This is a genomic window from Amycolatopsis melonis, assembly GCF_040064235.1.
In the GTDB taxonomy this organism is placed as follows: Bacteria; Actinomycetota; Actinomycetes; order Mycobacteriales; family Pseudonocardiaceae; genus Amycolatopsis; species Amycolatopsis melonis.
On sequence record NZ_JBDZYD010000008.1, the window covers coordinates 270,356 to 282,657 of the forward strand.

Consider the following 12,302-nt stretch of genomic DNA (forward strand, 5'->3'; position numbering starts at 1 on the left):
CGGAACGGCGTACTCTCGGCCGCATGAAACGGACCTCGTTCGCGCAGTGGCCGTGCTCGATCGCGCGCACCATGGACCTGCTCGGCGACTGGTGGACCCCGCTGGTGCTGCGGGACGCCTTCTACGGCGTGAGCCGCTTCGACGAGTTCCAGCAGGCGCTCGGCATCGCGCGCAACACCCTCGCCGACCGGCTCAAGCGGCTGGTCGACGAGGGACTGCTGGAGAAGGTCCCGTACCAGACCGAGCCGGTGCGTCACGACTACGTGCTCACCGAGAAGGGCCGCGACTTCTACCCGGTGCTGCTCGCGATGACCCGCTGGGGCGACAAGTGGCTGGCCGGGGAGGCGGGCCCGCCGATCACCGTGCACCACCTGGCCTGCGGGCACGACACGCACGCCGAGATCGTCTGTGCGCAGTGCCGCGAGCCGATGACACCGGACGACACGCGGATGCGCCGCGGCCCCGGCTTCCCGCCGCGGCTGGCGCAGCGCCCGGACGTCGAGGAGCGCTTCGCCCGGCAGGAGTGAGCGTTGACAGAGTAAGTCTATCTACGCAACTATCGTGGTCAGGGCGATCCTGAGGAGGGTGACCACGATGGAGTGGACCGGTGCGCGGTACGCCGACCTGCCGACGGCGGAGGTCTCGACGTGGATCGACGCCGCGCCCGAGGACGTCTGGCCGGTCGTCTCGGACATCTCGCTGATGCCCGAGATGAGCGCGGAACTGCAGTCCGTCGAGTGGTCCGAACCCGGTCGCAGCTTCGTCGGCCGCAGCAGGCACGAGGCGTTCGGCGAGTGGGAGACGACCTCCTACGTCGTGGAGTGCGCCGCGCCGCGCGTGTTCGCCTGGGCCGTGCAGGACCCGGACGAGCCCAGCGCCGTCTGGAAGTTCACCCTCGAACCCGACGGCGGCGGCACGCGCCTGAGCCAGTGGATGCGGCTGGGCCCCGGCCGGTCCGGGCTGTCGTTCGCGATCGACCGGATGCCGGAGAAGGAACAGAAGATCGTCTTCGTCCGCCTGCGCGAGTTCGAGACGGCGATGACCGCCACGGTCGCCGCGATCAAGGCCAGGGTCGAAAACCGGTGAGGACCGCGACCACCGTCGAGTTCTCGCGCGACACCCGCACGACGCTGGACTTCGTGCTGGAGGCGGAAAAGCTCGGCCTCGACGGCTGCTGGGTCGCCGAGGCCTGGGGCTCGGACGCGCCGTCCGCGCTCGGCTACCTCGCCGCCCGCACCGAGCGCATCCGGCTCGGCTCCGGCATCATCCAGCTGGGCACGCGCTCGCCGGTCGCGATCGCGCAGGCGGCACTGACGCTGGCCGACCTGTCCGGCGGCCGGTTCGCGCTCGGGCTCGGCCCGTCCGGCCCGCAGGTGATCGAAGGGCTGCACGGCGTCCCGTTCGCGAAACCGCTGACGCGGATGCGGGAGACCGTCGAGATCATCCGCCAGGCCTTCGCGGGGGAGAAGATTTCGTTCTCCGGCCGGGCGTTCGAGATCCCGCTGCCCGGGGAAGCGCGCCCGATGCGGCTGTCCACCGCGCCGAACCCGGACATCCCGATCTACCTCGCCGCGCTGTCGCCGAAGCTGCTGGAACTCACCGGCGAGGTCGCGGACGGCTGGCTGGGCACCAGTTTCGTGCCCGAAGGCGCCGGCGCGTACTTCGCGCCCCTCGACGCGGGGCTGGCGAAGTCGGGCCGCACGCGCGCAGACATCGACGTCTGCCAAGGCGCCGAAGTTGCCTTCGCGGACAACGAAGACGAGCTGCGCGCCCTGGTCGGCAGCCGCAAGAAGGAACTCGCCTTCAGCCTCGGCGGGATGGGCTCGGCCACCACGAACTTCTACAACGACGCCTACAGCCGCCAGGGCTGGGCCGGCGTCGCGGCCGAGGTCCGCGACCGCTGGCAGGCCGGGGACCGCGACGGCGCCGCCGCGCTGGTCACCGACGAGATGGTGCTGGGCACGACGCTGATCGGCACCGAGGAGATGGTGCGGGACCGCCTGCGGGTCTGGCGGGACACCGGCGTCGACACGGTCCGGCTGTACCCGGCAGGCGAGACGCTCGACGCGCGGCTCACCACGCTGGGCCGCGCGCTCGACCTGCTGTGAAGCCCGCGCGGGCGGAGACCGTCGCGAATGGACGGATACCCGAACCGGCTGCGCGACGGCGGGTCTTTGCGTCATAGTGGGACCCGACCCAAGGGGGGCCCATGCGCAAGATCGTTTCGAACCTGTTCATGTCGCTCGACGGCGTGGTCGAAGCACCGGACAAGTGGTCGCTGCGGTACTGGAACGACGAAATCGGCCAGGCGGTCGGCAGCGGGATGGCCGCGGCCGACGCGATGCTGCTGGGCCGCGTCACCTACGAAGGCTTCGCCGAGGCGTGGCCCGGCCGCACGGTCGAGGACGACGAAGGCGCCGAGTTCATGAACAACGTGCGCAAGTACGTGCTGTCCTCGACGCTGTCCGAGGTGACGTGGAACAACTCGGTCCTGCTGACCGGCGACCCGGCCGAGGCGGTCCGGGCGCTGAAGGCCGGGCCCGGCGGCGACATCATGACCAGCGGCAGCACCACGGCGGTGCGCTGGCTGCTGGCGCAGGGCCTGGTCGACGAGCTGAACCTGCTGCTGTACCCGGTCGTCGTCGGCCGCGGGAAGCGGCTGTTCCCCGACGAGGGCCCGGGTTTCCCGCTGGTGCTGCGGAAGTCGGCCGCGTTCGGCAACGGCGTCGTCCAGCTGACCTACGCGCCGGCATGATCACCCCGTTCCGGATCGACGTGCCCGAGGCCGACCTCGAGGACCTGCGTGCCCGCCTGCGCGCGACCCGCTGGCCCGAGGCGGAGCCGGTCGGCGACTGGAGCCAGGGCACGCCGCTGGGCTACCTGCGTTCGCTGTGCGAATACTGGGCTTCCGGCTACGACTGGCGGCGCTGCGAAGCCCGGTTCAACCGGTTTCCGCAGTACCGCACGGAGATCGACGGGCTGGGCATCCACTTCCTGCACGTGCGGTCGCCGGATCCGGACGCGCTCCCGCTGCTGCTCACCCACGGCTGGCCGGGCTCGTTCGTCGAGTTCGGCAAGGTGATCGAGCCGCTCGCGCGCGAGTTCCACCTGGTGATCCCCTCGCTGCCGGGCTACGGCTTCAGCGACAAGCCGTCGGAGCCGGGCTGGGGCATCGAGCGCATCGCGGCGGCGTGGGCTTCGCTGATGGCCCGCCTGGGGTACGCGCGTTACGGCGCCCAGGGCGGCGACTGGGGGACGTCGATCACGACGTCACTGGCCCAGCAGGACGCGGCCCACCTGGCGGGCATCCACCTGAACCCGCCGATCGCCGCGCCCGACCCGGCGACGTTCGGCGACCTGACTCCGGCGGAGCGCGCGGCGCTCGACGCGCTGAAGCACGCCCAGCGCTGGGAGGACGGGTACTCGGTGCTGCAGTCGACGCGCCCGCAGACGCTGGGGTACGGGCTGGCGGACTCCCCGGCGGGCCTGTGCGGCTGGCTGGTGGAGAAGTTCCACGCGTGGTCCGACGGCTTCCCGTTCACCCGCGACGAGCTGCTGGACGACATCACGCTGTACTGGCTGACCGGCACGGCGACCTCGTCGGCCCGGCTGTACTGGGAGAGCATCCGCAAGGTGCAGCGGTGGTTCGCCGAGGCAACGGACGACACGGTGGACGTCCCGGCGGGCTGTTCGATCTTCCCGGCGGAAATGCCCCGGCCGTCCCGTCGCTGGGCGGAGCGGAGGTACACCGACATCCGGCACTGGAACGAGCTGGACCGGGGCGGGCACTTCGCGGCCTACGAGCAGCCCGAGCTGTTCACCGAGGAGGTGCGGACGTTCTTCCGGCTGGTCCGCTAGCGCGGAAGGTGCCCGCACCCCGCCGATGTGGTTCGCTGGAGCACGATGGACTTCGACACGGTGGCCGACGAGCTCTACGGGGGCGACCTCGCGGAGTTCGTCAGCGCGCGCAACGCGGCGGCGAAGGCCGCCAAGGCCGGCGGCGACACCGAGCTGGCGGCCCGGATCCGCGACCTGCGCAAGCCGACCACGGCCGCGGCGATCGTCAACCGCCTCGCCCGGGAGGACGCCACCCAGCTGCGTGAGCTGGCCGAGCTGGGCGAAGAGCTGCGGGACGCCCACGCCCGCCTCGCCGGTGACGAACTGCGTGCCCTGACCCGCCGCCGCGGGGAGCTCGTCCGGCAGATCGTCCACGGGCTGCCGTCGATGAGCGACCCGGTGTCCCGCGAGGTCGAGGCGACCCTCGAAGCGGTCGCCGCCGACCCGGCGACGGCCGCGCTCGCCGTGGCCGGACGGCTGACCTCGGTGGCGCACCAGGACACCGACCAGTGGTTCACCCTCGCCGCGAGCGTCCCGCCCGCCACCGGCAAGCGTCCGCAGAAGCTGGTGGACAAGGCCGAGCCGGCGAAACCCAAGCGCGACCACCGGCGCGAAGAGCAGGAGCGGGCCCGCGCCCGCGCCGAACGTGAGCGTCTGCGCAAGGAAGCCGCCGAGCGAGCCAAGGACCGCGCCGTGGCCGAGCGCGATCTCGTCCGCACCGAACGCGCGGCCGAGCAGGCGAACGCGCGGGTCGAGGACCTGCGCGCCCGCCTGGCCGAGGCCGAGGAACGCGCCGAGCGCGCGACGGCGGAGTTCGAGAAGGCCAAGGAAAACTACGAACAGGCCGACGCGATCGCCAACGAGGCGCAGAAGGCCGCTGACGCCGCCCGCTGAGGCGTGCTAACGTGTGAACGCGCCCCGGATGGGCCTACGCACGGAGGTAGTGGCCACTGAGCCCCCTTTGAGATCGACACGTCGTTGTCGCTCACCCCTTTTCTCTCTTTTCCTTGCACCGGAACCTGGTCTTCCGGCGTCTCAGCGCACCCGAAAGGACTTCGCGAGCTTGATCATGCTCACCACGACCGGCGCCCGCACCGGACGGAAACACCGGGTTCCCTTGGGAGCCTTGGACATCGACGGCAGGCTCGTCGTCGTCGCTTCGGCGATGGGCGCGCCCCGGCATCCCGGCTGGTACCACAACATCCGGCACAATCCCCTCGTCCAGGTGGAAACGGACAGCGAGACGTTCGAAGCAATGGCATCGCTGCCACCCGACCGCGACCCGCTGTTCGCCGAGATCGTCGCGCGGGCCCCGGGTTTCGCGGACTACCAGGCACGCACGACCCGCGTCCTGCCCGTCGTCGAGCTGCACCGGATCGACGACACCCGCCGCATGGGCGACTGGCTCGTCGAGGTGCACGACTGGCTGCGTGCCGAGCTGAAGGAGCTGCGCGCCGAGCTGGACTGCGGCACGCCGCGGCGGCTGAGCACGCGGTGTGCCGGGTTCTGCACGGCGCTCACGCGCCACCACACCGGCGAAGGACAGCACATCTTTCCCATGCTGGCACAGCGTTTTCCGGCCCTGGCCCCGGCACTGGCGAAACTCAATGAAGAGCACCTCGTCGTGGCGCGGCTGCAGGAGGAGATCCAGCGGCTCGTCGGCTCCGAAACCGATCCGGTCCGCCTGCGCGCGGAGTTCGACCGGCTCCGGTCCGAACTGGACAGTCACTTCGAGTACGAGGAACGCACTCTGGTCGCCGCCCTCAACGCCCTGCTGCCCGCCCCGCCCGGCTGATCAGAGCAGCACCTCGGCCAGCCTGCGCTGGTTTTCCTGCTCTGCCTCGGGTGTCGCACCGAGTACCTGCACCGCAACGTGGTCCGCCCCGGCGTCCACATGGGACAGCAGGCCCTTCGCGACCGTCTCCGGCGAGCCGTGGAGGACGAGGTCGTCGATCAGGCGGTCGCTGCCGCCCTCGGCGACGTCGGCTTCCGTATACCCGTGGCGCAGCAGGTTGGTCACGTAGTTCCGCAGGCCCAGATAGGGATCGCGGACGTACGGGCGGCCGATGGCGCGCGCGGCCACCGGGTCTTCTTCGACGACCACCTTGTGCTCCACCGCGAGCAGCTTGCCCGGGCCGAGGATCGACCGGGCGTGCCGCGTGTGCGCGACCGGCACCAGGTACGGGTGCGCGCCCGCGGTGCGCTCGGCGGCCAGCTTCAGCACGCGGTCGCCGAGCGCGGCGAGGATCCGGGCGTCGGCGGGGACGCCGGCCGCGTCGAGGCGGTCGAGGTAGTCGACGATCTTGTCGTAGGGGCTGCGGTATCCGGTGACCGACTCGGGATGTCCCACGCCGATGCCCAGCAGCAAGCGCTTTCCGTAGCGGTCCGCGAGCCGGTGGTAGGACGCGGCCAGGGTTTCCGGTTCGTCGACCCACATGTTGACGATCGCCGTCGCCACGGTGATCCGCTCGGTCGCGGCGAGCACGTCCTCGACGAAGGCGAGGTCGCCGACCGAGGCGCGGCCGGTGCCGAACCAGACCGTCCCGTAGCCGAGCCGGTCGGCCGCGATCGCCTGCGCCCGGCGGGTGGCGTCGTCGCGGTGCGGGGCCAGGAACACGCCGAACTGCTTCACTACATTTGCCATAGTGGTCAATGTAGCAAATGTAGCGACGGCTGTCAGCCGGCAAGCCGGTGCAGCCACTCCCGCATCAGCTGGCGCTCGGTGGTGGTCAGCGCGTCGACGTCGTCCGCGAGCGCGGTCGACAAAGCGACCGCGAGCGCGCTGACGGACGTCTCCGTGGCCGGGCGGCCGGTGAGCAGCCCGGCCAGGACGGCCTCCCTGACCTGCGCGGACATTGCCAGGTCGCGGCTCTCCTCCGGCTGGGCGATGAGGCTGAGGGTGACCCCGCTGTTGGCCGCCGCGAACTGCCGCGCGGCGGCCGCCGCCTCGACGCGCAGCCGTCCGTCGCGCGCGAGCGGCGTGAACAGGTCCAGCAGCATCGCCTCGGCGCTGGAGGTCAGGTTGCACGGCACGCCCGGTTCGATCTGACCGTAAAGAAGCACGTAGAACGCAGGATGGGCCAGGCCGTACTCGACGTGCCGGTCCCAGCCCGCGCGGATCCGGTCCACCGGGTCGCCGTCGTCCGGAAGGTCCTGGACGTACTGCGTGAAGCCGTAGTTCACGACCGCGTCGAGCAGGCCCTGCTTGCTGCCGAAGTGGTGGTACAGCGTGGGGGCCTGGACACCGGCGCGCTCGCAGATCGCCCGCGTCGACACCGGGCCGTCGCCTGCCTCGTGCAGCAGCTGCCCGGCGGCCAGCAGCAGGCGGTCGCGGGTGCTCGTGGCGTTGCTCGATCGTCCGGCCATGTAGCAATTGTAACGAGAGCGCTGTCACCGCAGCCGGAGCTGGACGCGCCGCAGCTCGGCGAAGGCGCCGAGCACCTCCGGGTCGGTCGTGGCCGTGGCCGGGAGCACCGACCGGTAGCCCTCCAGCAGCGCCTCGCGCAGAGCTTCGCGCTGGGGCAGGTGCCCGAGCGCGTCGAGGGCCACGGCGAGGTCGTAGGCGTAGTGCCCGAAGCCGCAGTCGTCGAAGTCGATCACCCCCACCCGGCCGCGGTGCACCAGGTAGTTCTCCTGGCGCAGGTCGCCGTGCACGAGCCCGAAGACGTCGGCGCCGTAGCCCAGCCCGGCCCGCACCGCGCGGGCCCGCGCGACCGCCTCGCGGATCCGTTCGTCGCCGCCGGCCAGTGCGACCGCGCGCTCGACGACCGCCGCGGAGAAGCCGTCCACCTGGGTGCGGCCGAAGCCGGTCAGGTCGTCGACGCGGCCGCGGTCGAGGCCGTTCATCCGAGCGCCGTGCCGGTGCAGCCGCGCGGCGAACTCGCCGACCGCGTACAGCTGCGGCGCGCTGAGCCGCTCCTCGACGAACCGGCCGTCGACCCAGTGGCACAGCACGCACGTGCGAGGCTCGGGCACGGCGGGATCGGCGACCACGGTGACCAGGTCGTTCTCACGCGTCGGCACCGGCCGCGGAACCACGAGCCCGGTGTCGCGGTTCAGCGCCGCGAGCCAGGTCATCTCGGCACGGACCTGCGCGGTGCCGGGCCCGTCGGGGCGTTGCACGCGCAGCACGTACCGGTGGCCGTCGGCGCCGTCGATTCGGAACGCCGTGTTCTGCCCGTGCGCCAACGGGGTCAGCCGCGCGACCGGCACGTCGTAGGCGGTCAGCGCCGCTTCGGCGAGACGCCGCAGCCGCCGCGTGCGGCCGGCGCGGTCGAGCTCGGCGAACGGCCGGGTGTTCGCCTGGAAGTCGGCCATCGCCCAGGTGCTCAGCTGAACGTCCCGGTGGTGGTCATGCCGTTCTCCGTCCGCCGCTTACCGGCCCCCTGCCTTCCCGCCGGGAACACGTGCGGACCGGACGGCCGGTTCAACACCGGTCAGCGCGTAGATCCCGGTGGCGGCGAGCACGGCGGCGGCCAGCGCGGACAGGCCGAGCACCGGAAGCGGCGCGGAAAGCGGGTCGATACCGGTGAAGGATTCGACGCCGATCACGGCCGTGAGCACGGCGTCGGCGGCGACGGCCGTCTTGACGACCCGCATCCGGTGCGGCTCCGGCCACCGGCTGAACCGCAGCAGCCAGGCCAGCGCGGGCAGCACGAGAATCGCGTGCATCGCCACGGCGTGCAGCGGCTTGAGCGATCCCGCCGTCGTGTACGCCAGCTGCGGGTCGCCGCCGCGGGCCGCCACGACACCGCGGCCGATCATCACCGCGCCGGTGGCCAGCGCGACCAGCAGCACGGCCAGGCCCGCCCGGATGGCCAGGCGCAGGCTCGGCGCGGCCGGGCCCGGCTCGACGAGCGCGGCGGCCGTGAACCCGATGACGGTCACGATGATCACCCCGCCGCCCGCGGCGAGCGTCATCGAAACGACGTTGTCGAACGGCGTCTCGAAGTTGAAGTGCGACGGCACGCCGCGCCACGCCTGCATGCTCACCAGCGCGACTTCGGCGACGCTCGCCACGGTGAACGTGCCGAGCAGGACGTTCCGCCACCGCTCGCGGACGGTGAGGAACGACGTCGCCCAGGCGACCGACACGAGCGTCAGCCCGAACGACAGGCCGAACGTGACGGCCTTCCGCAGTGACAGCGGCCCCAGCCAGGAGCCGCCGGTGGCGAGGAGCACGATCGCGTGCACGGTGCCGCTCAGGAAGAGCACCGCGCCGACGGCGTAGGCGATCCGCTCGGCTCGCCTGCCGTCGTGCCAGATCCGGGTCAGTGGGTTCATGGCGCCGAGTGTCACCCGCGCGGCGGTGCCGCCGCGTCGGCCCGGCGTCGGCACGTGGACGTACGCTCCTGGGCGTACGCTGTTCAAAAAGCGAGTGTAAAGAATGTACGCTGTTTCTTGAATTGCGTATTGCCGAAATGGTGTCCGGCGCCACTCAAGAGGCGGATGCGATGCGGTGCCGGCGGTCCTACGATCAAATCATGTACATCGCACTGCTGACCTACACGGCACCCGAAACCGAAGTCGACTACGCGCTCCCGGATCATTTCGACTGGGTACGCAAACAATTCACGAAAGGAGTCTTCCTCGTTTCCGGAAAGGGCGCGGGCACGGCCGACCAGGTGATCCTGACCCGCTCGGTGCTGCGCGGAAAGCTCGACGCCGTGCTCGCCAGCGACCCGCTGGTCGTGCGGCGCCTCGCCCGTTACGACGTCATCGAGTTCACCGCCACGCGCACCGCGCAGGAGCTGCTGGCATTCAACGAGGCCATCGCCTCCTGAGGAGTACCGCCACGGCCGGGTGGCCCGGCGACGATGCCCCGCCACCTGCCGCGAACAAGCACTCGCCTGACGGCTCGCTTATGATCGCGAAGCCCGGACGTCCAGCAGGGAGAGTGCGATGAAAACCCCCGACCTCGTGTTCCGGGGCCGCCGGTTGAGCAGTGACCGCGCGCTGGTGCTGGCCGCGGTGCTCCCGGAGCAGGACGCCGTCCGCCGCGCCGCCGCCGACGGCGCCGACCTCGTGTGTTTCGCCGGAACCGGCGCCGAGTCCCTGGTCGCCTGGACGCGTGAGACCTTCCCCGGCCTGGTCACCGGGATCGACACCGCGGATCCCGCGGTGGCCGCGGCCTGCTGCGAAGCGGGCGCGGACCTCATCCTCGCCCGCGCCGACCTGGCCGCGGTCGCGGCCCGGTTCGGCGCCGGTTACGCCGCGCCGTCGCTGTCCGGCGTGGCAGGCCTGCCCGACGGCGGCGTCGTCCTGGACGCCGGCGTGGTGCGGACGGCGCCGTCGCTGCCGGACGACGTGCCGGTCCTGGTCGAGGCGGCGGACGACGGGACCCCGGCGGGCCTGGCCCTGGCGGCGCTGGCGGCGTCGGCGGGAGCGGCGATCATCCGGACGGCGCACGTGCGCGAAACGCGTCAGGTGGCGGAGATGGCGGCGAGCATCGCGGGCACCCGCCCGCCGGCGAAGGCGGTCCGATGGGAGTGATCCGCCAGGTCTGGCCGCGGGAACGCGACCTGGGCGAGGAGGACCTCGAGCAGCTGTACCGCTATCCGGAAGGTGGACGCTGGCTGGCGGTGAACTTCGTGTCCAGCACGGACGGCGCGATCGAGGTCGAGGGCCGGTCGCGGGCCCTGTCGACCCCGGCCGACCGGATCGTCTACCGGCTGGGCAACGACCTGGCCGACGTCGTCCTGGTGGGCGCGGGGACGGCGATGGCCGAGGGCTTCGAGGGCATGCGCCCGGACGAGCGGACGGCCGACCGCAGGCGCCGGTTCGGCCTGGCCCCGATCGCCCCGGTGGCGGTGGTGACGACGGGCCGTTCCCTGCCCCCGGACGCCCCGGTGATCACGAAGGCGGCGGTCCCGACGCTGGTGTTCACGTGCGCGGCAACGCCCGAGCCGTTGCGCGAGGCGTGGGAGGCCAACGGAGCCAGGGTGTTCGTGACGGGCGAGCAGCAGGTGGCACCGGAGCTGGTGGTGGCAACGCTGGTGACGGAGGGCTTGGGCCGCATCGACTGCGAAGGCGGGCCCCGCCTGTTCGGGTCCCTGATCGAGGCGGGCGTGATCGACGAGTTCAGGTTGACGGTGGCACCGTTCCTGGTGGCGGGAGAAGCCAGCCGGGCGGCGGTGGGCGGAGCGATCGATCCGGCGGAGCTGGCGCTGGCCTCGGTCCTCACGGACGGCGGAAGCGTCCTGCTGAGGTACCTGACCCGCCGAGTTTGAGGTCTGCCGCGGCTTGTCGTGAGTGAGAAACAGTGGGTGGATTCAAGCGGTTGTTGCAACTGGGTCTTGTGTGGACAGTAGCATCGTGAGGCGTTCGGCTGGGGTGTCCCAGTCGAGGGTTTTGCGGGGGCGGCCGTTGAGTTCGGCGGCCACTTTTGCCAGGTCAGCCGGGGTGTGGACCGATAGGTCGGTGCTTTTGGGGAAGTACTGGCGCAGCAGGCCGTTGGTGTTTTCGTTGGTGCCGCGTTGCCAGGGTGAGTGCGGGTCGCAGAAGTAGATGGCCATCTCGGTCGCCATCGTGATGGCGGCATGCTGAGCCATCTCGGTGCCCTGATCCCAGGTCAGCGACCTGCGCAACGCCTCCGGTAACCCGCGGATGACGGTGATCATCGCTTCGGCGACTGCGGCGGCGTCTTTGCCGTGGGGCAGGTGCAGCAGCAGGCAGAACCGGGTGCTGCGTTCGACCAGGGTCCCGATCACCGAACCGCTGTCCTGGCCGACGATCAGGTCGCCTTCCCAGTGCCCGGGCACGGCCCGGTCGGAGATCGGGACCATTCCGGTGATCTTGCCCTGGCGGGTGCGGCGCCCGTCCGGGGTGCGCTGGGGTGTGCGCAGGGCTCGGCCGGTGCGCAGGCATGCGGCCAGTTCGCGGCGTAGTGCGCCGCGGCCTTGGACGTAGATGGCCTGGTAGATCGTTTCGTGGGTCACGTGCATCCTCGGCTGGTCGGGGAAGTCCCGTTTCAGCCTGGCAGCGATCTGCTCGGGTGACCACCGCGCGGTCAGGTCCTGCTGCACCCGCTCGTGCAGGACCTGGTTCTCGGCGAGTTTCGCCGGTTTCGGTCGTGTCGCCCGCTGCTCGGCCGCGTGCTGGGCGGTGCTGGCCCGATACCCGGTCAGGGTGCTGTTGCGGTCCAGCTCCCGCCCGATCGTGGACCGGTGCCGGCCCAGCCGCCGCGCGATCTCCGCATTCGGCAGCTGCTGAGCATGCAACACCATGATCTCTTCGCGTTCGGCCAGCGAGAGATAACGGCCCGAGCAGGCTGTCGGCGCGTTGGTGATCACGCCACCAGCCTGCTCGAACAACCGTCTCCCGCTGGCCCGCGACACGCCCGCGGCCACCGCGGCCCGCTCGACGGGCAGACCCGCCCGCATCTGATCCCAGAACGCCACCCGAACATCCCGCGACAGCCACCGACGCCGCTTCCCGGCCACCACAACACCTCCCACACCAGGTGT

The 12,302-nt window shown here is 71.4% G+C and carries 15 protein-coding genes; 10 read left to right on the top strand and 5 right to left on the bottom strand.

Features of this window, described 5'->3' with window-relative positions; translation table 11 throughout:
• Positions 1-23: 23 nt before the first annotated feature.
• The 7 genes from ABJI51_RS23040 (at position 24) to ABJI51_RS23070 (ending at position 5,632) form a co-directional block, all read left to right on the top strand.
• Entirely contained in the window at positions 24-527 is a 504-nt protein-coding gene (locus tag ABJI51_RS23040) for a winged helix-turn-helix transcriptional regulator (protein ID WP_348953354.1), read from the top strand.
• A gap of 67 nt (positions 528-594) precedes the next feature.
• Positions 595-1,086, top strand: a complete 492-nt coding sequence (locus ABJI51_RS23045) for an SRPBCC family protein (protein WP_348953537.1) — start codon at positions 595-597, stop codon at positions 1,084-1,086.
• Positions 1,083-2,108: an LLM class flavin-dependent oxidoreductase gene (locus tag ABJI51_RS23050; protein WP_348953355.1), complete on the top strand. Its 1,026-nt coding sequence runs from the start codon at positions 1,083-1,085 to the stop codon at positions 2,106-2,108. Before ABJI51_RS23045 ends, ABJI51_RS23050 begins: the two co-directional genes overlap by 4 nt.
• 101 nt (positions 2,109-2,209) lie before the next feature.
• Complete coding sequence (locus ABJI51_RS23055) at positions 2,210-2,755, top strand: dihydrofolate reductase family protein (RefSeq protein ID WP_348953356.1); 546 nt, start codon at positions 2,210-2,212, stop codon at positions 2,753-2,755.
• Positions 2,752-3,858 carry an epoxide hydrolase family protein gene (locus ABJI51_RS23060; RefSeq protein WP_348953358.1) on the top strand — a complete coding sequence of 369 codons (1,107 nt, stop codon included), beginning with the start codon at positions 2,752-2,754 and terminating at the stop codon, positions 3,856-3,858. Before ABJI51_RS23055 ends, ABJI51_RS23060 begins: the two co-directional genes overlap by 4 nt.
• 45 nt (positions 3,859-3,903) lie before the next feature.
• Positions 3,904-4,731, top strand: a complete 828-nt coding sequence (locus tag ABJI51_RS23065; RefSeq protein WP_348953359.1) for a hypothetical protein — start codon at positions 3,904-3,906, stop codon at positions 4,729-4,731.
• 175 nt (positions 4,732-4,906) lie between these two features.
• Positions 4,907-5,632 (top strand): nitroreductase/quinone reductase family protein, encoded by a 726-nt coding sequence (locus ABJI51_RS23070; RefSeq protein WP_348953360.1) that lies wholly within the window; start codon positions 4,907-4,909, stop codon positions 5,630-5,632.
• Here ABJI51_RS23070 and ABJI51_RS23075 read toward each other — a convergent pair whose 3' ends face one another.
• Genes ABJI51_RS23075 through ABJI51_RS23090 form a run of 4 tightly spaced genes read right to left on the bottom strand, consistent with a single transcriptional unit; the run spans position 5,633 to position 9,120 of the window.
• Positions 5,633-6,481: an LLM class F420-dependent oxidoreductase gene (locus ABJI51_RS23075; protein WP_348953362.1), complete on the bottom strand. Its 849-nt coding sequence runs from the start codon at positions 6,479-6,481 to the stop codon at positions 5,633-5,635.
• A 32-nt stretch (positions 6,482-6,513) separates the two neighbouring features.
• Positions 6,514-7,203: a TetR/AcrR family transcriptional regulator gene (locus ABJI51_RS23080; protein ID WP_348953364.1), complete on the bottom strand. Its 690-nt coding sequence runs from the start codon at positions 7,201-7,203 to the stop codon at positions 6,514-6,516.
• A 24-nt stretch (positions 7,204-7,227) separates the two neighbouring features.
• Complete coding sequence (locus ABJI51_RS23085; RefSeq protein WP_348953366.1) at positions 7,228-8,154, bottom strand: phosphotransferase enzyme family protein; 927 nt, start codon at positions 8,152-8,154, stop codon at positions 7,228-7,230.
• A gap of 57 nt (positions 8,155-8,211) precedes the next feature.
• Positions 8,212-9,120, bottom strand: coding sequence for a hypothetical protein (locus tag ABJI51_RS23090; RefSeq protein WP_348953368.1), 909 nt, complete (start codon positions 9,118-9,120; stop codon positions 8,212-8,214).
• A gap of 200 nt (positions 9,121-9,320) precedes the next feature.
• Between ABJI51_RS23090 and ABJI51_RS23095 the strand changes: the two genes are divergently transcribed.
• The 3 genes from ABJI51_RS23095 to ABJI51_RS23105 all read left to right on the top strand — a co-directional run bounded on the left by ABJI51_RS23095 (position 9,321) and on the right by ABJI51_RS23105 (position 11,066).
• Positions 9,321-9,620 (top strand): YciI family protein, encoded by a 300-nt coding sequence (locus ABJI51_RS23095; RefSeq protein WP_348953369.1) that lies wholly within the window; start codon positions 9,321-9,323, stop codon positions 9,618-9,620.
• Positions 9,621-9,738: 118 nt separating this feature from the next.
• Positions 9,739-10,329 carry a dihydropteroate synthase gene (locus ABJI51_RS23100; RefSeq protein ID WP_348953370.1) on the top strand — a complete coding sequence of 197 codons (591 nt, stop codon included), beginning with the start codon at positions 9,739-9,741 and terminating at the stop codon, positions 10,327-10,329.
• Entirely contained in the window at positions 10,326-11,066 is a 741-nt protein-coding gene (locus tag ABJI51_RS23105; protein ID WP_348953539.1) for a dihydrofolate reductase family protein, read from the top strand. Before ABJI51_RS23100 ends, ABJI51_RS23105 begins: the two co-directional genes overlap by 4 nt.
• Positions 11,067-11,108: 42 nt before the next feature.
• Here ABJI51_RS23105 and ABJI51_RS23110 read toward each other — a convergent pair whose 3' ends face one another.
• Positions 11,109-12,218, bottom strand: coding sequence for an IS30 family transposase (locus ABJI51_RS23110; protein WP_348953541.1), 1,110 nt, complete (start codon positions 12,216-12,218; stop codon positions 11,109-11,111).
• Between the last annotated feature and the right edge of the window lie 84 nt (positions 12,219-12,302).

Bases quoted from the DNA above. Each gene is read 5' to 3' on its own strand.
- ABJI51_RS23040 (WP_348953354.1), top strand. From the start codon at position 24: ATGAAACGGACCTCGTTCGCGCAGTGGCCGTGCTCGATCGCGCGCACC.
- ABJI51_RS23045 (WP_348953537.1), top strand. From the start codon at position 595: ATGGAGTGGACCGGTGCGCGGTACGCCGACCTGCCGACGGCGGAGGTC.
- ABJI51_RS23055 (WP_348953356.1), top strand. From the start codon at position 2,210: ATGCGCAAGATCGTTTCGAACCTGTTCATGTCGCTCGACGGCGTGGTC.
- ABJI51_RS23060 (WP_348953358.1), top strand. From the start codon at position 2,752: ATGATCACCCCGTTCCGGATCGACGTGCCCGAGGCCGACCTCGAGGAC.
- ABJI51_RS23065 (WP_348953359.1), top strand. From the start codon at position 3,904: ATGGACTTCGACACGGTGGCCGACGAGCTCTACGGGGGCGACCTCGCG.
- ABJI51_RS23070 (WP_348953360.1), top strand. From the start codon at position 4,907: ATGCTCACCACGACCGGCGCCCGCACCGGACGGAAACACCGGGTTCCC.
- ABJI51_RS23075 (WP_348953362.1), bottom strand. From the start codon at position 6,481: ATGGCAAATGTAGTGAAGCAGTTCGGCGTGTTCCTGGCCCCGCACCGC.
- ABJI51_RS23080 (WP_348953364.1), bottom strand. From the start codon at position 7,203: ATGGCCGGACGATCGAGCAACGCCACGAGCACCCGCGACCGCCTGCTG.
- ABJI51_RS23085 (WP_348953366.1), bottom strand. From the start codon at position 8,154: ATGGCCGACTTCCAGGCGAACACCCGGCCGTTCGCCGAGCTCGACCGC.
- ABJI51_RS23090 (WP_348953368.1), bottom strand. From the start codon at position 9,120: ATGAACCCACTGACCCGGATCTGGCACGACGGCAGGCGAGCCGAGCGG.
- ABJI51_RS23095 (WP_348953369.1), top strand. From the start codon at position 9,321: ATGTACATCGCACTGCTGACCTACACGGCACCCGAAACCGAAGTCGAC.
- ABJI51_RS23100 (WP_348953370.1), top strand. From the start codon at position 9,739: ATGAAAACCCCCGACCTCGTGTTCCGGGGCCGCCGGTTGAGCAGTGAC.
- ABJI51_RS23110 (WP_348953541.1), bottom strand. From the start codon at position 12,218: ATGCGGGCGGGTCTGCCCGTCGAGCGGGCCGCGGTGGCCGCGGGCGTG.